The organism is Paenibacillus amylolyticus (assembly GCF_003719335.1).
GTDB classification, from domain to species: Bacteria; Bacillota; Bacilli; order Paenibacillales; family Paenibacillaceae; genus Paenibacillus; species Paenibacillus amylolyticus_D.
Map to the genome: position 1 here is coordinate 375,117 of NZ_RIAS01000002.1, position 22,058 is coordinate 397,174.

Genomic DNA, 22,058 nt, shown 5'->3' on the forward strand with positions numbered 1-22,058 from the left:
GACCTTTCATCAGGCATAATGGACTTCAAGCATTAGAGAATTACTCCGCAGTATTGGGATTTTCATACCAGAATCTGAAATAGTCGTTCATGACAGAGGCATGCCCCAACTGGCGTAACATGGTGGATATATTCCCCCGGTGATAGGTTCCGTGATTCACCAGATGTAGGACCATTTCTGCGAAACTGGTTTGACGTACGCCTGCAAAGGGATTGTCTAGAAGAAACGTCTGCTCCAAATCCGTCTGTTGACTGAACCAATTCAGGTATTGATTGGATAGTTCGGCATTACGCTCGAAATATTTTTCTATTGTGGCAAACGTTTCTCCGTTACGCGTCATGCAGATTTGTAAGGCTTCTGGCATGCTGGTGCCGGTTAGCACGAGGTACCACATCTGATCTACAGCATACATATGACTGAGCGCATGCGCGAGAGTAGGGAAGGAACTGTTCACTTCCTGATGCAGCACAGTAGCCGGCAACTCCTGAATGCGTTGCATAATGATCTGTGAAGCCCAAACATGATAGTGATACATTTGTTCTGGGTGATTCATGGAATATCGTCTCCTTTATTTTGGCGAATGATGGGATGTTCATAGTACCTTCCTTGTTGCTGAAATAAGTATAAAAAAAGAAGTATGACAACAGCGTGTCATACTTCTTCTCTCACATCACAATACTTCGCAAGGCACCCAAAGCACAAGACTTCACAAGACATCTACATCACAAGAAATCCAATGCTTCACAAGGCTCCACTAAATTTCAAAAACATTATATCCACCGAGTTATACCGTAACATACGCGTTGAGCGAATCTCTCTAGTTTGGTTATTCATCCGGCCATTATGCCGAATAATACATTACCCGAACATGTACCTCCACTTTAACTACTAGTGTGGCTTCAATGATTGTGTTTGTCATAGCGTTTGAGTGCATTTCGTAGTTGCGTCTCCAGAACATCCCTCAGTGCTGCAGGTTCTAAAACCTCTGCACCACTTCCCAAACTCAGCAAGAACGACCATAACCACGGAGCCTGGAGCGGCTCATGAACCCGGATGCGCATCGTCATGGTGCCGTCCTCATGAAATTGTTTATCTGCCTGCTGAAAATGATCCAGCGCCTCCGCGAGTGCATCCGGATATACGCGAAATACCACATCTGTCATGATATCCTGTGCGACAGGCGGAGGGAGGGACGGCTCTTCTGAGGGGAGAGCGTGCGGTTCGAAATAACGGTTGGTCAGATGCACGTTTAACATCCGTGACAGCCGGAATTCCCGGTAATCCTGCCGGCTGCGACAATATCCATAAACGTACCAGCTACGATATTTAAATTGCAACAGAACAGGTTCGATTTCTCGGGTCGTGCGCTCATTTTTGGAATTAATGTAATCAAACTGAACGACATGATGTTGCATGATTCCTGCACGAAGATGCGAAAGCGAGTCGGGCTCAGTTCGATACGTATTCAGGTCTACAGTTAAGTTCGGTCTCTCATGCTGTTCTCCAATCGTCTGCAAACGTTCGATTGTACCCTGTGCACGCACATCATTAAATACGGTAGAGAGGCTGGTCAGCACTGTAATCAATGCATCCACATCATAGGAGCCGAGCAAGCTTTTATCCATTTTATATCCGTTCATAATGCCATACCCGCCATTCATTCCCTGATGCGAAACAACAGGAAACCCGGCCGCACAGATTACATCAATATCCCGATAGATCGTTCTGGGCGATACTTGATATTCCTCGGCAAGGGTTGATGCAGACAACACCTCGTGATTGAGTAACTTGTATATGATCGAGACTAACCGTTCCAGTTTCAATAGAACCCCACCCGTCATCACTTTTCCAATACAGGCCATAAGTATATCATTAAAAAAAGAGTGCATATTCGCACTCTTCTACAATAAGGAGCATTCTTCAGCCAAACTTTCCAAGCATACCCTTTCTAGTCCTCCTGCACGTTATAAAGCACCCGCGCAAGCAGTCCCTGACCGTAGTTGCCGAAGTTTTTTCCGAAAATAGTCAGGCCGCGTTTGTTGACAGGGCCGTCGGTAACCGCGATGCGGAAGTGGATATCACTTTTGTAATCCAGCGCGATATCATCCAGTGTGACGTCGGAAATCCGGCATCCGTCGATATAGCTGCCTTCCTTCGTAATACGAATCAGCTTCAACATGCCGTACTGATTCAGGTGCGGAGGCCACCAGTCCGGATTAAAAGTGCCGCGTGTATCGCCGAAATCTCCGGGACTCGTCCAGAGGCCGATCTTTTTGCCATTGACGTAAAAATAAATATCCGACGGATAGTTGTCACAGAATCCAGGGGCTTCTGAACCGAGTTCCATGGAGAGTTGAATCTCGCTAAACGTCTGGTTGGGCTTCAGGTAGTTGGGTATTCGGTATTCCAGATATCCTTCGGCCAGCCAAATCATCTCTGCATCGATCCGAAGCGGATCGGCAAAATAGCGGGGATCATCAAACTCCCCAATAATGCTGTCTTTCGTAGCAATCCCGCATGTGGGTGCCGCCTGATAATCACTGTAATGCCCAACCTGAATCTCTACCTCGTACCGGTTATGGATCTCCTGCGAACGCAGATCAACCATCAATTTTTCCTCGTTAAGATAACAGATCTTCTGAATTCCATGTTTGCCGACAGCCGTGTTAATCTCAATTAATCCGCTTTCCTCCAGCTTTTTGATATGCATTGTGATCGCGCCGTTACTAAGTCCGAGCTTGGTCGCGAGGTCATTGAGATTAAGACTTTGGTTTCTGGCAAGCAACTCAATAATCTGAATGCGAATCTCGGAGCTGAGTGCTTTGAAAATGTTCACACCTGACATCAGATCTTTAATATAAATCATAGGTGGATGTCCTTTCCCCGTTCTGAACAAAGCCTATTTACGCAGACTTTTGCACATTTGACTGTTTTATTTCAGATAATTATAAATCATTACATGCTCGAAAGAAAGAGCGGAGAAAAGCGAGGTATACCCTATGTATACAATGAAATTTTTAAAGCTTATACGAGATTTTATCCCCACATACTTAAAATAAAACCTTAAATTAATTCATATATATTTGAAATATACCATTGAATTGTCATGTAACCGCTTTTATAATCCTATTATACTTAAATTGATTTAATACTTCATGAACCAAAGCAACCATTTAATCAGGAGAGGCGGCGTTCCGGTATGGAAAAGTTCAGTTCATGGAAGAAGTTGAGGAGTTTAGAGTGGAAGAAGTTGAAGCGGCTGGAGTGGAAGGCATGGAGGGGTTCCAGGTGGCAGACATGGAAGGATTCTAAAACGGTGAAAGTGGAATCAGGCTCAGGCGAGTTAAGGGATTCAGATCATTCGCATGGCTCGAACAGTTCGAAGTTTTCATCCAAAAGGCGTTGGGTTTTACCTGCATTTTTGGTGATGGTGCTAGTGCTTGCAGGACAGTCTCGGGCTTTAGCCGCGTTTTGGAATCTATCGGGAGATATCGCCGTTCATGATCCGACTATCATCAAAGAGGGCAATTCCTGGTACACCTTTTCAACGGGGCCAGGAATTCAGGTGTTGAAATCAGATAACGGAACGTCGTGGTATCGTGTGCCGCAGATTTTTCTAAGTGAACCCTCCTGGTGGAATTCGGCTGTCCCCGCACAGAAAGACCTGGATGTGTGGGCACCGGACGTACAACGGTATAACGGCAAAGTTTGGCTCTATTATTCCATCTCCACCTTTGGCTCCAATAGATCTGCGATTGGTTTGGCGTCCGCAAACAGCGTTGGCGCAGGGCAATGGAAAGATGAGGGGCTTGTACTGCAATCTAATACATCGAATAATTACAACGCTATTGATCCGGAACTGGTTATTGATGCTTCAGGCAATCCATGGCTGGCCTTTGGATCGTTCTGGAGCGGTCTGAAGATTGTGAAGTTGGACAAAAACACGATGAAACCGACAGGTAACATCTTCTCGATTGCAGCACGTCCGAATAACGGGGGCGCGATTGAAGCACCAAGTATCACGTATCGCAACGGATATTATTACTTGTTTGCTTCAATTGATTCCTGCTGTAAAGGTGTGAACAGTACTTACAAAATGGTCTACGGTCGATCCACCAGCATTACGGGCCCTTACGTTGACAAAAACGGAGTGAATATGATGAACGGTGGCGGCACGATTTTGGACTCAGGTAATGTGAGATGGAAAGGCCCGGGTGGGCAGGACGTGGTTAACGGCAATCTAATCGTACGGCATGCTTATGATGCAACGGATAATGGCAATCCGAAATTACTCATTAGCGATTTGTTATGGGACGGAAACGGCTGGCCGACGTATTAGTATGATATTTATTTTATAAAAGTATAAAATGTTTTAACAAAGTATTGACTAAAAGGATCTGGATTTGATAAATTTAACAACAGAAATGCTGATTCATGGTATTGAATACGTTTACAAGTCCAGATCAGGAGGGGTTCATATGGTCGAGAGAAAGAGTTGGGTCACGTTTATGCTGCTAATGCTGGTCAGTGCACTGGTGCTTGCAGGTTGTGGAGGGGGAAGCGGGAGTTCAAGCGGGGATAAAGAACTGACGTTTATGTTCCGCGGCGGCACGGATGAGCAGAAAGCCTATCAGGCTGTCGTGAAAAAGTTTGAAGAAGAGCATCCGGGCGTCAAAGTCAAAATTATCGTAACCGCTGCGGATCAATACGCAACCAAGCTCCGTGCAGCGATCACGGGTAACAGCATGCCTGACGTATTTTATTTTGCTCCAGGTGATATGAAGGCCTATGTCAACAGCAAGGTGCTAATGAACCTGACACCGTATATTGAGAAAAACAAAGATATCAATCTGGACAATATATGGAAGTACGGCGTTGATTTGTATCGTTATGATGGCAAGATGGCAGGACAAGGCGACCTTTACGGTATGCCTAAGGATGTGGGGCCGTTTGCGCTGGGTTATAACAAGACCCTTTTTGAAAAAGAAGGTATTCCACTCCCTGACAAAGACAAGCCGTATACGTGGGAAGAGTTCATCAAGGTGAATCAGCAAGCCACGAAAGATACCAATGGGGATGGTAAACCGGACGTATTCGGCACAGGTTTTAACGTACAGTGGGCACTGCAGTCTTTTGTATGGAGCAACGGGGCTGACTGGCTGGACGAGAGCAAAACGAAAGTCACGATTGATGATCCAAAATTCGCGGAAGCGTTGCAATTCTTCGCGGATATGCAGAACAAGTATAAGATCACCCCTTCCATTGAGGAAGCACAAACGCTGGATACGTATCAGCGCTGGATGAAAGGCGAGATGGCGTTTTTCCCTGTGGGTCCGTGGGATATGAGTACATTTGAAAAGCTTCCATTCGATTATGATCTGCTGCCTTTCCCGGCGGGATCAACAGGCAAATCAGCCACATGGATCGGTTCCCTCGGGATCGGTGTATCTGCCAAAACGAAACATCCAGAAGAAGCTGCTGCATTGGTGAATTACCTCACGGCTTCAAAGGAAGGCATGAAACAACTCGTAGACGCGAAGGTTCAAATTCCGAACTTGCTTGATATGGCCGATGAGTGGGCGAAGGATACTTCCACCAAACCGGAAAACAAACAGGAATTCATCGATATCGTAAAAGATTACGGACGTGCGTTGCCAGGCAACTATACGTACAACGCGGAGTGGTACGACATGTTCTTCACCGACATTCAGCCGGTACTCGATGGCAAGATGACTGCCGCTGACTATGTGAAGCAACAACAGCCCAAAATGCAGAAGCTGCTGGACAAAGCAGTGGAGCAGGAGAAGAAATCTCAGAATAAATAGATAGACAAGGGATGCCAGCAGCCTGAACCGATGCTGCTGGCATTTGTTTGTTAGATGATTTAAGATGAGCTATTTTTTACACGTTGTAACGGAATGAACGATGTAAACGTTTAGTTTAATTTTATTTTCCAGATTCCATACGAGCATGTGGCATGTATTGACCGGAACAGAGCAGAAGCCAGGATTCAAAAAGGCCAATCGATGTATGCCACATGCTGATCTTAGAAACAGGGGTGAACACGTGAATACGAAATCGAGTTTGTATCGCAAAGAGATGATGTATGGATACTTGTTTATTTTGCCCCCCGTTTTGGGGCTTGTGATCTTTGTATTATTCCCGTTCCTCTATTCCCTCTATGGTTCGTTTACCGATTGGGACGGACTGGGGCAGATGAACTTTATCGGGCTTGCCAATTTCAAAGACTTGTTGACCGATGATCTTTTTTACAAGGCCATGTTTAATACGTTTTACCTGATGCTCGGTATTCCGATTGGTCTGTTGCTGGCGCTATTACTTGCAATGGGGCTGAATCGTAAAATTCCGGGTACGACTACATTTCGTGTGATCTACTACATACCGGTTATCTCTTCCTTGGCGGCGGTATCCATCATGTGGAACTGGGCGTACAACGGAGACTACGGTCTGGTGAATCAGTTCCTCGATCTGTTTGGTATCAAAGGCCCCAACTGGCTGGCGAACAAAGATACAGTAAAACCCGCGCTGATCATCATGACCGTCTGGAAAGGTCTGGGTTATACAATGCTGTTATATCTTGCGGCACTGCAAAGTGTATCCCGTACCTATTACGAGGCTGCCGAGCTGGACGGCGCGAATGGATTTCAGATTTTCCGCAATATCACCTGGCCGATGGTGAAGCCCGTAACTTTTTTCCTGGTAGTGACGAATATCATCGGGGGTTCTCAAATCTTTACCGAGATGAACATTATGACACCGACAGGCGGGCCGGAATATGCATCCGCTTCGATCGTCTTTTATATCTGGCAAAAGGCCTTTAGCAACCTGCAGATGGGTTACGCTTCAGCGATGGCCATGATTCTGGGCATCTTCATCTTTGTGATTACGCTTATACAATTCAAACTTAACGAAAGATCAGCCTACGACGGGGATTAATGGGCGAGGAAAGGAGTGGAACGGAAGATGTCTTATAGTCAAAGAAGGAAAGTAACAAACTCCATTATATTTATCGTTCTGTCCATCGGTGCGATTGCGATGATTGCGCCTTTGCTCTGGATGCTTTCCACCTCGCTCAAGGAGAAACAGGATGTATTCGCACTGCCGCCGGTCTGGATTCCGGAAGTGTTTCGGTTCGATAAATATAAAGAGATTTGGGAAGCGGGCCCGCTGCTCAGCGGGATCAAGAACAGTCTTATTGTAGCACTCAGTGTGACGGTGGTAGGTACGTTTACGTCGAGTCTTGCAGCATTTGCTTTTGCCAAGTTAAGATTTCCACATAAAAACAAACTGTTTCTTGCCCTGCTGGCCTCGATGATGATTCCGTATCCGACGGTCATGATTCCGCAATTTATTATGTTTTCCAAGCTGGGCTGGGTAGACACCTTACTGCCACTCATTGTTCCGGGGTTGTTCGGAAACGTGATCATGATCTTTTTCCTGCGGCAATATCTGCTTAGTGTCCCTGATGCGATTATTGAAGCGGCGAAGATCGACGGAAGCTCTTACTTCCGGTTGTATTCCAGCATTACATTTCCACTGATTAAACCTGCGGTAGCTGCACAGCTGATTCTCTGGTTTATGGGCATCTGGAATGATTATCTGGCACCGATTATTTATCTGAATTCACCTGAGAAACAAACGTTGCAGCTTGTTATTGCGAACTTTAACGCGACCTATGCGATTCAAACGGATTATCCGCTGATCATGGCGGCATCGATTGTGGCACTGTTACCTGTTCTAATCATCTTCCTGATCTTCCAGAAGCAGATTATCGAGTCGGTTGCGATTTCAGGGGTCAAGGGGTGAAAGGCATGAGGGATTGGAGAGCATGGAAAGAACCGGAGAGACGAGAAGAGTGGAATGAATCGAAAGAGCGAGAAGGGCGAAAAGAGCGGAAACTTGATAAATATTGGACAGGACCAAAGGGGCGGCATAGGGCAAGGAAGGGAGTTGCGGTATTAATGTTACTGATGTTTCTAGGTACGGTAGGCTGTGCAGATGGCGGGGACACGGCGAAACCTCCGGTTTTTCCGGAAGCTCCGCAGGAACCAAAAATGTATGATCTCTCGATTCTGGATGATGAGTCGAAGTGGACGATTAACAATGCACACGATCCTGCGATTATCAAAACAGACCAGGGCTACTACGTCTATTCCACAGATGTTCGAGTAGCAGGGGAACCGAAACCAGGCGTAATGGTGCGAAAATCAGATGATTTGATCAACTGGAAATGGGTGGGGCAGGCTTTGCCAGGTATCCCCAAGGAAGCATTGGACTGGACGGGAGCAACGAACCTGTGGGCACCGGATATTATTAAAGCGGGGGATACGTACCGATTGTATTATTCGGCTTCTAGCTTTGGCAGCACTCAGTCTGCCATCGGGTTGCAAACCTCCAAGTCTCCTGAGGGGCCATGGAAGGATGAAGGACTGGTTGTGAAGACCGCTGGTCAGGAAAAGGACGGACTGAATGCCATCGATGCCAATCCGGTACTCGATGCCTTAGGCAACCCGTGGATGGTATATGGTTCATTTTTCGACGGGATCTACATTGCACCGCTTGACCCGGATACGGGCAAGTTCAAGGAAAAGGGGTATGGTACGCGTATCGCAGCAAGAGACCGTGCAACCGAAGAAGGCGCAGTCGAGGGACCCTATATTGTGTATAATCCCGAGTTTCAAAAATATTACCTGTTCGTGTCTTATGATTCTCTGTTCGAAGACTATAACGTGCGGGTAGCTCGTGCCGACTCCATCACAGGGCCTTATACGGATATGAACGGCAATGAAATGTTGGATACGGAGCACCTGCCGCAGTATGAGATTGGCACCAAAATTCTGGGCGGATACCGCTTCACCGAGGGTGAGGGCTGGGTTGCCCCAGGGCACAACTCCGTGCTGAAGGATGGCGACGATTATTACATCGTGCATCATGCACGAGGCGAGACCGATAAAAACTGGCCGTATCTGCATGTACGCAAAATGTTGTGGACGAAGGACGGCTGGCCTGTCGTGTCGCCAGAGCGCTATGCCGGAGAGACCGTACAAGACATTCCGAAATCGATGATTGCCGGAACGTGGGAGGGCATGGCGCTTGATCCGTCTGTGAACGGGCAGGTGCAAGCAGTGCCATATACACTGACGAGCAAAGGCAAAATCGAAAGCGAGAACGGTTCGGGAACCTGGACGTTTGATGGCCAACAAACGATAACGCTGACGTGGAAGGAAAGCCCATGGGGCGGTGCTTCCACGGAAGAACTGAAGCTGCTCCCATCCTGGGATTGGGAGCGAGGCCAGCCTGCGCTGGTGATGACTGGTCTGAGCGACCACGGCATCGCGGTCTGGAGCAAACAGATCAGCGCAGCTGAGAAGTAAACCGCTGACCTTGAAGGGTGGTCAGCGAGGGGCGCAGACATGATGCAGTCCGTGCCTAGACTCAGGCATCGTGCGCTGGCGACAACATCGCATGTGGCGCAAGCAGTGAGACGGTGAGCCAGCCTAATGGCTCGAAGCAGGATGGGTGCCAGCTAGCGAGTGTACTGCACGAGCGCTTGGCGCCGGGGCACAAGCAGTGAGAGGGAGAAAGGAGCCGCGAGTGCGAGTTTGACATCCGATTTCCACCGCCGGGAGCGGTGAAGGAAGAAATCGGAGGGCAAGGAGAGCGCCAAGGCCCTGTCGCCCGCGAACGTCCGCTGTGCCCCTCCAACCCTGCTCTATATGTTTTCGCAAGCACACCGAGCACATCATAGATTCAAGCCATAAACACACATATGAAAGGGGTTCATTCCCATGACCAATTCCATTACATTTACCAATCCCATGCTAGAGCAGCGCGCTGATCCTTGGGTGTACCGCCATACGGACGGGTACTACTATTTTTCTGCTTCCGTACCAGCCTTTGACCGGATTGAAATTCGGCGAGCAACGACGCTGGAGGCCTTGAGAGATGCCGAACCCGTAACCGCTTGGGCGAAGCGTGAGACTGGGCCAATGAGTGCAAACATCTGGGCACCAGAGATTCATTTTATTGATGGCAAATGGTACATATACTATGCAGCGGCACATACGAGTGAAACGAACGAGGGTTTATTCGATCACCGCATGTATGTACTTGAGAATGATTCCGCTAATCCGCTTGAAGGAACGTGGGAGGAGAAAGGGCAAATTCGAACCCAATGGGAGAGTTTTGCGCTAGATGCCACGACCTTTGAACACAGAGGCATTCGTTATCTGGTCTGGGCCCAGAAAGATCCGAGCATTGACGGCAATTCGAACCTCTATATTTGTGAAATGGAAAACCCATGGACACTGCGTGGTGAGCAGGTCATGATTACGACACCTGAATACGATTGGGAGATCATCGGATTTAAAGTCAATGAAGGCGCAGCCGTACTCCATCGGAACGGTCGTCTGTTTATCAGTTACTCAGCCAGTGCGACGGATCATCACTATTGCATGGGGCTACTTACGGCAGATGAAGATGCCGATCTGCTTGATCCGGCAAGCTGGGTGAAATCACCGAAACCAGTATTCCAGACTTGTGAAGAGAATGGACAATATGGACCGGGACATAACAGCTTTACCGTTTCACCAGATGGCAAAACCGATATTCTGATCTATCATGCGCGCAACTACAAAGAGATTGAGGGAGATCCGCTGTACGATCCGAACCGCCATGCTCGTGCGCAGGTAATTCATTGGAATGAAGATGGAACACCGAATTTTGGAATTCCGGTTCCCGATGGGCAAGGTGTGGCAGAGGTGAAGTAGTATTTTTTTGGATAAAGTATAAGAGATAAGAGCCTTTGGTGAGCAGATCATGCTGACGAAGGGCTCTTTTTGATATGTATGATCCAATAAAGGTTATCTATACAGTGTGGAGCTTAGAAGTCTGAATTAAGAAAGTTTAGATCGTGAAAGCAACCGAGGAGAGGCAGAGACGTATACCATTACATCGAAAAATTCAAAACAATTTAAACTGAAGGACTTATTACTTTTAGTTTTAAGGTCTTGAACTCGGTGTGCAGAATTCTAACGATCACCAGCAACGCTATTTTGACGATATTGTACAGATTTATTTTCTAACGATCTCAGGAGAGCTTATTTGGAGAATTTGATGTAAAAAAGGACATTTATCATGCGTTTTCAGCGAAATAAGGTTTGTGGTGATCGTTAGAATTGGAGAAAGCTCGATATCGATTAAATAAGCTCATCTGAGATCGTTAGACTAAACAGGGTGTGGGCGAAACGCTTAAAACCAAAACCAAAACCAAAACCAAAACCAAAACCAAAACCAAAACCAAAACCAAAACTCCTCAGTTTAAACTGTTTTCTACATATTTCCGGTGTTTCGTTATGATGTGTTAAGCTGAGAATGAGCTAGGTCAGATTCAGAATTTTTGGAGCACACTACCACCTTAAGGAGGATTACATATGGAATCACGCGAGATATTAGATGGGGAGCTTGAGCAGATTTTAAAATGGGAGAAGGAACAGAAGGATTTGTTCATATGGGACAAGATTGGGCGGTTGCCATTTGCCATGTTGGATAAAGTGATGCCGAAGGCGATCAAACAGAAGATAGGCGACGCCCTGAACGAAGTGGGCCAGTATCTACAGACGGGTGGCAAGTTTCTTGTTCAGAAGAAAAAAGTAGCCAAGCTCCTGCGAGAGGAAGCCGAGCGCTCGGGTTACCCCATAACAACGGATTATATCTACCAATTAGAGCAGGATACGGATATGGAGAACACTGCCCAAATTCAGAGTGTGGAAAAACTACCGCTTGAGGTGCTGGACCGTGTGGCGGATAGCATCACCGAAAGTCGAAGCAAATTTGCTGCGGCACAAGGAGCCGCGACAGGATTTGGAGGCATCGTAACGATCGCAGCGGACATTCCACTGGTAATGGGACTTTCATTAAAAGTACTTCAAGAGATGGCGCTGTGTTACGGGTATGATCCCGATGATCCGCTGGAGCGTATCTTTATCGTGAAGTGTCTGCAATTCTCTTCCGCCGATATTGTGGGCAAGAAAGCCATCATTGATGAGCTGGCTGACTACGATAATCCAGACAAGCAAGTTGAAGTGGTGTCTCAGATGCAAGGATGGCGTGAAGTGTTTAACTCGTACAGTGAGTCTTTTGGCTGGAAAAAGTTATTCCAGTTAATACCCGTTGCGGGGATGATCTTCGGCTCCGTCAGCAACAAAAATACAATTCAGGACGTCGCTGAGGCAGGTAAAATGCTGTACAAAAAACGGCTGATTTTGCAACGCTTGAAATAGACAAATCCGCCTCAGGCTGTTAGTTGTAGGTTGAGATTACTCTAGATGACTAGGGAAGCGAGTCTTAAGATAGGACGATATGATGAAAAAAGGCTCCTGCCGATCTGGATGAATTCAGATACGGACGGGAACCTTTTTATTTGTGTTTGATAAGCAGGAGCGGAAGCGAATTTTTGGAAATTTAACGATCTCGAGAGAAACTATTTCATCACTCTTACATTACCCCATATCAAAACCAGGATGTAGCCGAAAGAACTTACTCCTCACTACCGTTTTCCTGTGCCCAACGATTGAGCAACTTGTCAGATGGCAGCAGGAACGTAAAGATACCAATGAGCGGCAAAAAGCTGCATATTTGCATGACGGGTGAAACGCCGAAGACGTCGATCCAGTTCCCGAGCACGAGTGCCCCAAGACCGCCCATCCCAAAGGCAAGACCAGTAATCAGACCGGAAACCGTTCCGATTTTGCCCGGAATGAGCATTTGAGCGTATACCACAGTAACGGAGAAGCTGGATAACATGATAAAGCCAATAATCGTCAGCAGTACGCCCGTCCAGAACAAATTGGCGTAAGGTAACAACAGCGCGAGCGGTGCAGCTCCGGCCATGGATAGAAAGATCATGTTACGTTTACCGAATCGGTCTGCGAGCGGGCCACCAAAGAAGGTACCCAGTGCACCGGCAGCCAGGAAGAGAAAAATATAAATTTGCGCGTCTTCCGTAGATAAAGCAAATGTATCTTTCAGATTAAAGGCGTAAAAGCTGCCGATCGAAGCTACGTACCACGAACGGACAAATACGAGCAGAATCAGGATCGTAATCGCGGCAGCAATCTTTTGACGCAATGCTGGATTGGGAGCGCGACGGGCAGCCGCTTGTTTACGCAAATAGGAACCGGATTGCAACATCTGACCATACCAACGTGCGACGTAGAGCTGTACGGCAATTCCCATTGCGGCAATACCCGTAAAGCCAATGGCACCAAACAGCCCAAACGGGATGAAAATCCAGCGTGTAAGCAGCGGTGCAAGGGATTGTCCAGCATTACCGCCTACCTGAAAAATAGACTGTGCCAGTCCGCGGCGCTGGCCCGCGGCCATGTGGGATACCCGAGAGCCTTCCGGATGGAAAGCCGCGGAGCCGAGTCCAACAAAAATGACGGAGATGAGCACCATCACATAACTGTCCGCAAAGGCGAGCAACAACATGCCCGTAAATGTGAAACCCATCCCGATCGGCAGGATCGACGGAGTAGGTTTTTTATCAGCAAACCAGCCGACAACAGGCTGCATAATCGATGAGGTAAAGTTGATCGCAAAAGCGATCCAGCCAATCTGAGTGTACGTTAGATGCATGGAGTCTTTTAAGATAGGAAATATTGCCGGAATGACAGACTGGATGGAATCGTTGAACAGATGCACCAGACTGATGGCAATAAGTATCCGGTATACGGTGCTTTGAGCATCCAATCCGGGTGGGGCTTTCGAACGCGCTGCGGCGTCCTTGGCTAATGTGGTTTGTGTAGACATGTTCAGTTCTCCTTTGGTCGCGGTCACGAGGGATCAGCGCCTAATGTTAGATTATATGCAATTAAGCATATTGTTACATAATAGGATAGATTGCAAGAAGCGACAAGGGGAACAAAGAAGGAAGTTACAACAACAGAATGGCTTGAATGGGTGGTCGGCTAGGGCGTGTCTGAAAACGCTGAAGGAAGCAGATTTTGCTGAATTTTCGTTCCAAGCAAGGAAGTTTTCCGCAGGCGTGCCGGGGCACGTCAAGGGAAAGTGACGCAGGAGGGGGCGAAAAGGCAGTAAAAGATGCACTTCAGTAGGTTTCAAGACACGTCCTAGGTCTCCTGTGTAAGGAGGTGATGCCTGTGGAGATAAAAGATGTACTGACGCTGATGATCAGTTTTGCAGGGTTTACAGTAACCTTGATTAGACTGATTGTAACGATCGTCATTGCATTGAATAATCAAAACAAAAAGAAATAGACCGCCCCGACTAAGGTAATGGTCTATTTCAGTTACCGGTTACAGCCACCGCCCTTGAAGCGGCTGTTGTAAAAGAGTGAGGATGTTGACGCATCCTTACTCTTTTTTATAATCCTTATTGATTACAGTTTATCACAACATTCCCAAAACTCCACATGTACCATACTGACATTTTATCCGTTTCGTACTCATTCCTTCAAGGCTGAAGGTTAAAATCATTGCCAATAAGTCGGGATTCATCGTTTCAAACCGTGAAATCAGGACTGTTTCAGCCTTGAAGAGTCCCGCTAATAATAGTATCTACAGACTCAAATTAACGATTATCAATCGTCTCCGGATTCATGTCATGGTTCATCATGCGGTGTTCAGCCATTTGCTCGTATTTCGTTCCAGGTTTGCCGTAGTTGGTGTACGGGTCGATGGAGATGCCGCCGCGCGGAGTGAATTTGCCCCAGACTTCAATGAAGCGCGGGTCCATCAGCTTGATCAAATCGTTCATAATAATATTCACACAGTCTTCGTGGAAATCACCATGGTTGCGGAAGCTGAACAGGTATAGTTTGAGCGATTTGCTCTCAACCATTTTGATATCGGGAATATAGCTGATATAGATCGTCGCAAAGTCCGGTTGACCCGTAATCGGGCACAGACTGGTGAATTCCGGGCAGTTGAATTTTACAAAATAATCACGGTACGGATGCTTGTTATCAAAGCTCTCCAGAATACCAGGATCATACTCAAACGTATATTTCAGATTCTGGTTGCCCAGCAATGTTACATCTTGCATCTCGTCAGGTTGTCTCATTAAAATAAACTCCTCGTATTCAATTGAAGCCGTAGGCCTCGTATTATAATCTCGTATATAGTTAAACCCCGCGTTTATTCCCCCATACCAGCGTATGAAGCTGCGGAAGAACGCGCACGTTGTTCAGATCGTCCGAGGCACTTACCTGATCAATCAGCCATTCGTAACGCTCCAGCAACGAAGCCGCAAGATCCGGCGTATCCGCCGAAGAAACATCGGGGTTCCCCGTTTGTAAAAATAAAGCTGTGCCCGGATACCGTGCATGCACACGGCGGGCATAGTCCAGGTCTGTCTGATCGAAGATCACGATCTTCAGACTATGGCTTCGATCGGCCGGGCCAGCAGCCAGACGGCTGATCACATCGTCCAGAACAGCCCAGTCGGTGTCCATGCCTGAGCTGGGTGGCTTGGGCGAGACGGTGACTTCGTCAATGTCCGCCAGCCATGACTGCCAGCGTGAGCCCTGCGTCTCAACCGCGGTGCGGACGCCGTGCTCACGCAGCAGGGCAACCAGCCCGCCCAGCGAAGCGAGCAGGGCGGGGTTGCCGCCGGAGAGGGTTACATGGGAGAAACGCGTGCCGCCCAGGCGGCGCAGTTCATCCCATACCGCCTCCGGCGTCAGCATGCGAATCTGGTCCTTGCCACTGCCGTCCCAGGTAAAGGCCGAGTCGCACCAGGAGCAGCGATAATCGCAGCCCGCGGTGCGCACAAACATCGTTTTTTGCCCGATGACCATGCCTTCGCCTTGAACCGTCGGACCAAAAACCTCCATAACAGGGATCCGTGCTTCCTTACTCATCGATCATCCACTCCCGTCTTGCTTCAGCATAACTGGTCGGAGTCTCGAAGAGTCGCACGAATTCCGTGCGGGCTCCGTCTGTGAGCCCGGCATAAGGCTCCGTTTGTAGAGCATGTTCCATCTGCTCGAATAGCCAGACCACCATATTTTCAGCCGTCGTATTCATGAGAGGCAATGTTTCATTCAAATATTGATGATCCAGGTAACCTTCAATCCGGCTTTTCCAGATGTCCTTGATATGTCCAAAATCAACCGTCAGCCCGGTTTCACCCGGATAACCGCTGATGCCAAAAACCACTTTATACGTATGCCCGTGCAGATTTTTGCACTTGCCTTCATAGCAGTGCAGATGATGTGCTGCATCAAAAGTAAATTCTTTGCTGACCAGCACACGTTTGCGGTGATATCTCAGCTGTGTGGGTAGAATATCCTGATCAATTCGCTGCAAGCGTTCAACGATGCGAAACGTTCCGGGTTCTCTCATCATGCATCCACTCCAGCGGAATGTGCAGTAGTACAAGTGGCTGCACGTTCCTCTGCATAACGATCCAATCCGGCTTTGCGTAGCTTGCAAGCCGGGCATTCACCGCACCCGTCACCGATGACGCCGTTATAACAAGTCAGAGTACGTTCGCGCACATAATCGAAAGCACCCAGTTCATCGGCCATCTTCCATGTTGCAGCTTTGTCCAGCCACATCAATGGCGTATGAATAACAAATGGGTAGTCCATCGACAGATTAAGAGTTACATTCATCGACTTTACAAATGAATCCCGGCAATCGGGATACCCGCTGAAGTCTGTCTCGCAAACACCTGTTACCAAGTGGCGAGCGCCTTTTTGTTTTGCCAAAATGGCGGCAAAGCTGAGGAACAGTAAGTTCCTTCCGTCAACAAATGTGCTGGGTAGTTCGCCTTCTTCATGCGCAATTTCCACATCGGAACGTGTGAGAGCGTTTGGTGCGAGCTGGTTAAGCAAGCTCATATCCAGTACGGTTTGCTGCACACCCAAATCTTTGGCAATCGCTGCTGCACACTCAATCTCCAGCTTATGGCGCTGCCCGTAATCAAACGTAACCGCTTCAACTTCGGCAAATTGTTTTTTTGCCCAGAACAGACACGTTGTGCTGTCCTGGCCGCCGCTGAATACAACGACCGCTTTTTCTTTGTTCAACATAAAAAAACCTCTCCATCTTCTTGAGATCACCCCTGCATATAAGCAAGAAATGTCGGAAGAACAGAGAAGTTCATGAACTGGCATCCATCAAAAAACACACCTTCTTAATAACCGCTTTAAAAAAAGCTGCTATAAGCAAGTGTCCTTAGTTTTTTACGCACACCGCGTCAGCCCGTATCCTTTTACAACTTAAGCTTTAAGCCTAAAGCATGTAAAAGCTACGTTTAATCACGGAAATCAGTACGCAAGACTGTAGCGACCATACACAGGTCAAGTCTTGTAGAGGGAGTTCGCGAACCTCTCCCATGCCATAGGCATGGATTTTCTTCTTTAATTGTCCGGGTTCAGTATACCATATCATTTACCGGATCGGCACATTTTTTAAAATCCATATTTACTTAATAATGACGTTACCAAAAGGAATGACTTCTTTTAATATACGTTTGAATAAACCTTCGTCATTGATGTCCTGTTGCAGTCTGTAGTTTTCCCGTCCCGCTTGAAAAAGCACCGGGCCTTGTCCTGTCATTTTCCAATGATAGTTCATATGCTGGCTGGCCAGGTTGTTTCCGTATACGGTTAATTCCAGATGAGCATTCTCGGGGTAGGCGATGACGCTCCCAGCATCTACATAAAGCGGGGCAGTGGGATGCAGTTCTTGCTGACATACCTGACCTTGTGTGAGCAATCCAATGGTTCCTTTGCCTGCAAACTTCATCTTCACTGCATCCCGGGTAATCAGCATATTTTTGATCTTTTGAATTTTGGTCTGCATGGTGACACCATCAGAATAGAAGAACAAATGGCGAAAATCATAAAGCAGATCACTGTGTTCTGTAAGCTGCACTTCTTTCATAGTGAATCCCGGAGGAAGGGCAGCTACAAATTGACATGGGCCGGTAATTTCTGATTTAATCAGCTTTTTTTTGCGATACATACCCGAAATATTCATGAATTTATCTTGTCTGCTGTTGCTGGGCCCGCGAAAAGCAACGATTTGCTGCGGATGCAGAATATGGAGGCGGTCATCCTGGATCAGTGAAAATGTAACCACTTGTCCGGCTCCGCCAGCTTCAGCATGGTTCAGATGTATATGCATGCAGTAACTCCTGTTCTTTTATAGTCGGCCAGATCGGCGACGCATTCCCCAGCGCATCACGCGAATCAGAAGGAAGTAACCCAATATGAGAGCAACAATGGTGATCACCATGGTTTGAATTCGCTGTGCGGTGGCTGTTCTGGCATCCTGTTCAGTTTGAAGTTTGCTGACCATTTCGGTCAGCTTCTGGTTCTGAGCCAGGAGTTGATCATTTTGTGCTTTGAATGCTTCCACATTCGCCTGGGCTTGTCCGAGCTGGGCGGAGGTTTGGTTTAGTTGCTCCAGTGTTTGCTTGTAACTCTCCTGTAATGCGTTCACTTCCCCGGGTAGTTCCGACACACGCTCCCAACCGTTATAAATATCCGAGAATATATTCGCACTCGCTGCATTTGCAGTAGAACCGAGTATGACTGTAAATAGAATGCATGTGGAGACAAACACCCGAATGAAATATCCCTGAATGGATTTTGGCATGAATGACACCTCTCTCTTCGGTAAGATCGATTCAGAGCTGATTTCGTCGTCATTTGTTGAATCCTCGCTCTTTCATTATACGTCAAAAACCTGGTGTTGGGTTCAAGAGGATTACGTTTTATTACCCGAATGTCTCGCGAAGAATTGGTAAAAGCAAATGTTTTAATTTAAAAATCAGCGGGTAATACAAGAATAGCAGTACCCCGGACAGAGCAAACACAAAGATTTACTCCCGTTCCGGGTATATCCTGTTCACAAATATGCAATGTAATGCTTAAAATTAATATATTTCGATTTTGAATAAGATCGCAAATAATGAAGGAGTAGAATAATATGTACGTATCAAACCAGAGCACGTCAACGAAAACGATCATGATTACTTTAAATGGTGAGCCAGTCGGACGCAAACTGATTATTGACAGTGTAACTTATGCACCGGTTGCTGAAACGGATAATGCGCAGTATATGCACAAAATGGAGCATAATCATCCAGCTGTTTAAGTTGGGACTTGTCATAGAGAAAGGTGTGAAAAGCTTGGCTATTAGCCAAGCTTTTTCGTCGTTTATTGTCGCTTCTAGGCGGATCAAGGGGAATAAAACTAATATAATGGAAAAAAGTAATGGGAACATATGTTCCGTGACAATATAGTGTCCATTCACCCTGCTAACTTAGAAGATAATACACATAAATCGGGGGAGAGACTACCAGTGAACTCAGTCTTTGAAGTATCTTATTCGTGGAATAAAGAGGCCATACCGACAGGGGGAGCCGATCCCGTATATATGATGGTAGAGTGGCGTTACGGAGCCCCTGCCAAAAGACTTAGGAAAATAGCACCCAAAATTATGTCGAGAGATTTAGAGCTTTTGCTCAAACCGGAATTTGGTGTCCAGCTTAAAGGCATCTATGGATGCCGATCCAAAGAAACGGATATTGGCTGGGTACTGCGACTTGGCGATGTACTCAAGGGAGAAAGCAAACAGATTCTGCTGGAATTTGCCGTAGGACCGCATCTCTCAGGAAAAGCAGCGATATGTTCTGCCTATTGGAGTACTCGGAAGTTAAAGCAAAGTCAGCGTGTGCTTCTACGTCGGGAGCAACTCTATATTCAGTATACAAGTCACCTGGGGATGCTAAGGCAGCCTGAAGACCCGAAAGTAGAGAAAACGATTAAATTGAATGAAACCGTACCATTACTCAAGCAGGCTCTACGTGCTTACGAACGAGGCCGCATCGAGGAAGGGAGCGAGATGCTGCGCCGTCATGCCGATGCACTGCTTATCGAAGCTGCACGCAAACAGGACATGGATTATTTTACAGAAGCCGAGATTGTCGAGAAGCTTCGTTATCATTATGGAATCACGTTTACAACAGGTCACCATAATCCTCAAAGAGCAATGTTAGGTGAATGATAACGTAATCAAGTGGTAACCGTACAGAGAGAACCAGTTTACATAAGTTTTGAAGGTGAAGTTAAACAACAAGTCGAATGTATATATCCATACTATATCGGTTGAGGATGGAGCTGTATCACACTATTTGAAACAACATCATGGAGGGCCTGGCCAAATGACAGACCGACTAATCCGATTAATGCGCATTATCACGCTGGTACAAGCCAAGCCAGGTATTCTGGCTCGGGAGCTTGCGGAGCGGTGCGAGACAACGGAAAGGACGATATACCGTGACATGGAGGCCCTCAGTGCAATGCATATTCCGATTGCCAATATGGGACACGGAAGAGGGTACATGTTTATCAGCCATTTTGCCATGTATCCGCTTAATTGGTCTGACGAGGAAGCTCAGGCTTTCATACAGCTTGCAGACGTTATGGAAGATATTCGTCCGCTGCTAAAGCCTGCCTTTGAGAGTGCCTACGAAAAAGTGGTAGCTTCAAGTCAGAAGAATAAAACCGAGCGAGTGGAATGGGCTGAGCAGATCAGAGGAATGTTCAAAGAGGGAGGAATCGTCTGGCAAAACAATGACGGAGATGAACCGAGTGATTCGCTCCTTTTGTTGCTTCAAGCAGGGATTTCACAAAACAGCATGGAAGGGAAGTATCAGTCTCAGGGAGAAATGGAGATGATTCGCTTTGATCCATATTGCCTGATTCCTCGGGAATATCAATTTGATCTGTTAGCTTATTGCCATCTCTCCGAGAGCATGAGAACGTTTCAGGTTAACCGGTTGCACGATTTACGAATCATTCCACGTACCTTCCGCAAAAATGATTATTTAATCCAGTCTTATTTCCGTACTGCCTGGATCTCGAGAGGAAGTACAGAAGAGACCGTGGTTAAAATCCGATTTTCTTCCCTAGTTGTGGACCGCGTGATGCAGGAACGCTTTTTTGTACGCCCCGTTCTGACCAGAGAACCTGAAGGTACCCTATTGTTTGAAACTGTAGTGAGTGATGCTGAGGGATTTTTCGTGTGGATATCCAGATACGGACCAGAGGCTGAAATCTTGGAACCGGAACATTGTCGTACGCTGATGCAAGAACATTTGGAGCGCTGGCGGCAAGTGTACAATTCAAAATAAACTTCAGATTACAGGTTTAACGTCTGGAAGTCGTCTTACTCCTTGGCTTTAAAGAGATTGGCAAGATTGCCAAACGGTGATTCCTTTTCCTCATCATCCACAGCACTGGAGTAAACCACTTTGGAAGCAACGCCTTCATCATCCGCTGCGCAGTTACTTTCCAGTTTGAACTTGTCGAACTGGTGCATAAACACTTTAGCAGTATTAATGGCATCATCCAAAGCACGGTGCTGTGTACCGTCAAACTCAATTCCGCAAAGTTCAAGAGCCTGGGCAAGCCCGAGTTGCCGGAACTTTCCTTCTTTGTGCATGGCCCGCGACCATTGCTGCTGTAAATCATTATGATTAGTAATCCAGGCCACGTCCAGCTGATGTGTTCGGCAATGGGAGATGAGTTTGTTGCGGTCATCTGGTCCCCAAGAGCACATATAATAAGGCTCATTGCCCATCCAATCGATGAACTGACTCAGTGCTGCCGGGAAAAGCGGGGCTGCATCGATATCCTTCTGTGTGATTCCTGTGAACTGAACGGTGTCGGTGGACAAGACGGATTTGTTAGATGGACGAACATACGTATGAAAGGTGTCGGTGACTGTAAGACCTGTATCCGGGTTCTGGCTCACTTTGACGGCACCGATATCAATAATTTCAGAGGAGTAGCGTGTATTGCGGCTTACTGTAAATTCAAGATCATATATAATATAGGGCATAAGATAAACTCCTTTATGAAGGATACAAATTTCCATTCATGGATCTGTATGTTAGATCCGTGAAATGTTAATCTCTATTCTACAGTGAACCTGGGGCCGTGTCAGCCATTGTTATGAATTTCGCCTGAAGGATCTTGGCATAATGGTTTCGAG

At 47.0% G+C, this 22,058-nt stretch carries 22 protein-coding genes; 11 read left to right on the forward strand and 11 right to left on the reverse strand.

From position 1 onward, the window contains the following. Positions 1 to 40: 40 nt before the first annotated feature. The 3 genes from EC604_RS05385 to EC604_RS05395 all read right to left on the reverse strand — a co-directional run bounded on the left by EC604_RS05385 (position 41) and on the right by EC604_RS05395 (position 2,866). Positions 41 to 553: a DinB family protein gene (locus EC604_RS05385; RefSeq protein WP_123063154.1), complete on the reverse strand. Its 513-nt coding sequence runs from the start codon at positions 551 to 553 to the stop codon at positions 41 to 43. A 346-nt stretch (positions 554 to 899) separates the two neighbouring features. Then, positions 900 to 1,823 (reverse strand): helix-turn-helix transcriptional regulator, encoded by a 924-nt coding sequence (locus EC604_RS05390; RefSeq protein WP_123063413.1) that lies wholly within the window; start codon positions 1,821 to 1,823, stop codon positions 900 to 902. Between the two features lie 125 nt (positions 1,824 to 1,948). Further along, on the reverse strand, positions 1,949 to 2,866 hold the full coding sequence (locus EC604_RS05395) for an ArsR/SmtB family transcription factor (RefSeq protein WP_123063155.1): 918 nt from the start codon (positions 2,864 to 2,866) through the stop codon (positions 1,949 to 1,951). A gap of 561 nt (positions 2,867 to 3,427) precedes the next feature. Between EC604_RS05395 and EC604_RS05400 the strand changes: the two genes are divergently transcribed. From EC604_RS05400 to EC604_RS05430, 7 genes are all read left to right on the forward strand, one after another. Then, positions 3,428 to 4,339: a glycoside hydrolase family 43 protein gene (locus EC604_RS05400; RefSeq protein WP_123063414.1), complete on the forward strand. Its 912-nt coding sequence runs from the start codon at positions 3,428 to 3,430 to the stop codon at positions 4,337 to 4,339. A 139-nt stretch (positions 4,340 to 4,478) separates the two neighbouring features. Continuing rightward, entirely contained in the window at positions 4,479 to 5,825 is a 1,347-nt protein-coding gene (locus tag EC604_RS05405) for an ABC transporter substrate-binding protein (protein ID WP_123063156.1), read from the forward strand. A 241-nt stretch (positions 5,826 to 6,066) separates the two neighbouring features. Then, positions 6,067 to 6,957, forward strand: coding sequence for a carbohydrate ABC transporter permease (locus EC604_RS05410; protein ID WP_090918396.1), 891 nt, complete (start codon positions 6,067 to 6,069; stop codon positions 6,955 to 6,957). Between the two features lie 27 nt (positions 6,958 to 6,984). Beyond that, positions 6,985 to 7,827: a carbohydrate ABC transporter permease gene (locus EC604_RS05415; RefSeq protein ID WP_090918394.1), complete on the forward strand. Its 843-nt coding sequence runs from the start codon at positions 6,985 to 6,987 to the stop codon at positions 7,825 to 7,827. A 155-nt stretch (positions 7,828 to 7,982) separates the two neighbouring features. Further along, positions 7,983 to 9,395: an arabinan endo-1,5-alpha-L-arabinosidase gene (locus EC604_RS05420; RefSeq protein WP_123063415.1), complete on the forward strand. Its 1,413-nt coding sequence runs from the start codon at positions 7,983 to 7,985 to the stop codon at positions 9,393 to 9,395. 414 nt (positions 9,396 to 9,809) lie between these two features. Further along, positions 9,810 to 10,790 (forward strand): glycoside hydrolase family 43 protein, encoded by a 981-nt coding sequence (locus EC604_RS05425; protein ID WP_123063157.1) that lies wholly within the window; start codon positions 9,810 to 9,812, stop codon positions 10,788 to 10,790. A 663-nt stretch (positions 10,791 to 11,453) separates the two neighbouring features. Continuing rightward, positions 11,454 to 12,302, forward strand: a complete 849-nt coding sequence (locus EC604_RS05430; RefSeq protein WP_123063158.1) for an EcsC family protein — start codon at positions 11,454 to 11,456, stop codon at positions 12,300 to 12,302. Between the two features lie 256 nt (positions 12,303 to 12,558). Here the strand turns inward: EC604_RS05430 and EC604_RS05435 are convergent, their stop codons facing one another. Then, complete coding sequence (locus tag EC604_RS05435) at positions 12,559 to 13,833, reverse strand: MFS transporter (RefSeq protein ID WP_123063159.1); 1,275 nt, start codon at positions 13,831 to 13,833, stop codon at positions 12,559 to 12,561. A gap of 350 nt (positions 13,834 to 14,183) precedes the next feature. Here EC604_RS05435 and EC604_RS30390 point away from each other — a divergent pair, with 350 nt between their 5' ends. Beyond that, the gene (locus EC604_RS30390) at positions 14,184 to 14,300 is read left to right on the forward strand and encodes a putative holin-like toxin (protein WP_240036669.1); all 117 of its coding nucleotides are present in this window, start codon (positions 14,184 to 14,186) and stop codon (positions 14,298 to 14,300) included. 313 nt (positions 14,301 to 14,613) lie between these two features. Here EC604_RS30390 and queF read toward each other — a convergent pair whose 3' ends face one another. The 6 genes from queF to EC604_RS05470 form a co-directional block, all read right to left on the reverse strand. Continuing rightward, positions 14,614 to 15,105: a preQ(1) synthase gene (gene queF, locus EC604_RS05445; RefSeq protein ID WP_430538739.1), complete on the reverse strand. Its 492-nt coding sequence runs from the start codon at positions 15,103 to 15,105 to the stop codon at positions 14,614 to 14,616. A 61-nt stretch (positions 15,106 to 15,166) separates the two neighbouring features. After that, positions 15,167 to 15,904, reverse strand: coding sequence for a 7-carboxy-7-deazaguanine synthase QueE (queE, locus tag EC604_RS05450; RefSeq protein WP_123063162.1), 738 nt, complete (start codon positions 15,902 to 15,904; stop codon positions 15,167 to 15,169). After that, entirely contained in the window at positions 15,897 to 16,388 is a 492-nt protein-coding gene (gene queD, locus EC604_RS05455) for a 6-carboxytetrahydropterin synthase QueD (RefSeq protein ID WP_090918382.1), read from the reverse strand. Before queD ends, queE begins: the two co-directional genes overlap by 8 nt. Next, complete coding sequence (gene queC / locus EC604_RS05460; protein ID WP_123063416.1) at positions 16,388 to 17,077, reverse strand: 7-cyano-7-deazaguanine synthase QueC; 690 nt, start codon at positions 17,075 to 17,077, stop codon at positions 16,388 to 16,390. Before queC ends, queD begins: the two co-directional genes overlap by 1 nt. A gap of 397 nt (positions 17,078 to 17,474) precedes the next feature. After that, positions 17,475 to 18,179 carry an AIM24 family protein gene (locus tag EC604_RS05465; protein WP_123063163.1) on the reverse strand — a complete coding sequence of 235 codons (705 nt, stop codon included), beginning with the start codon at positions 18,177 to 18,179 and terminating at the stop codon, positions 17,475 to 17,477. Between the two features lie 18 nt (positions 18,180 to 18,197). Continuing rightward, positions 18,198 to 18,653 (reverse strand): hypothetical protein, encoded by a 456-nt coding sequence (locus EC604_RS05470; RefSeq protein ID WP_123063164.1) that lies wholly within the window; start codon positions 18,651 to 18,653, stop codon positions 18,198 to 18,200. Positions 18,654 to 18,986: 333 nt separating this feature from the next. Between EC604_RS05470 and EC604_RS30115 the strand changes: the two genes are divergently transcribed. The 3 genes from EC604_RS30115 (at position 18,987) to EC604_RS05480 (ending at position 21,195) form a co-directional block, all read left to right on the forward strand. Then, complete coding sequence (locus tag EC604_RS30115; RefSeq protein WP_192895061.1) at positions 18,987 to 19,154, forward strand: hypothetical protein; 168 nt, start codon at positions 18,987 to 18,989, stop codon at positions 19,152 to 19,154. A 207-nt stretch (positions 19,155 to 19,361) separates the two neighbouring features. Beyond that, on the forward strand, positions 19,362 to 20,066 hold the full coding sequence (locus tag EC604_RS05475; RefSeq protein WP_123063165.1) for a hypothetical protein: 705 nt from the start codon (positions 19,362 to 19,364) through the stop codon (positions 20,064 to 20,066). 157 nt (positions 20,067 to 20,223) lie between these two features. Then, complete coding sequence (locus EC604_RS05480) at positions 20,224 to 21,195, forward strand: helix-turn-helix transcriptional regulator (protein WP_123063166.1); 972 nt, start codon at positions 20,224 to 20,226, stop codon at positions 21,193 to 21,195. A gap of 35 nt (positions 21,196 to 21,230) precedes the next feature. Here EC604_RS05480 and EC604_RS05485 read toward each other — a convergent pair whose 3' ends face one another. Next, positions 21,231 to 21,905, reverse strand: a complete 675-nt coding sequence (locus EC604_RS05485) for a 3'-5' exonuclease (protein WP_123063167.1) — start codon at positions 21,903 to 21,905, stop codon at positions 21,231 to 21,233. Positions 21,906 to 22,058 lie beyond the last annotated feature (153 nt).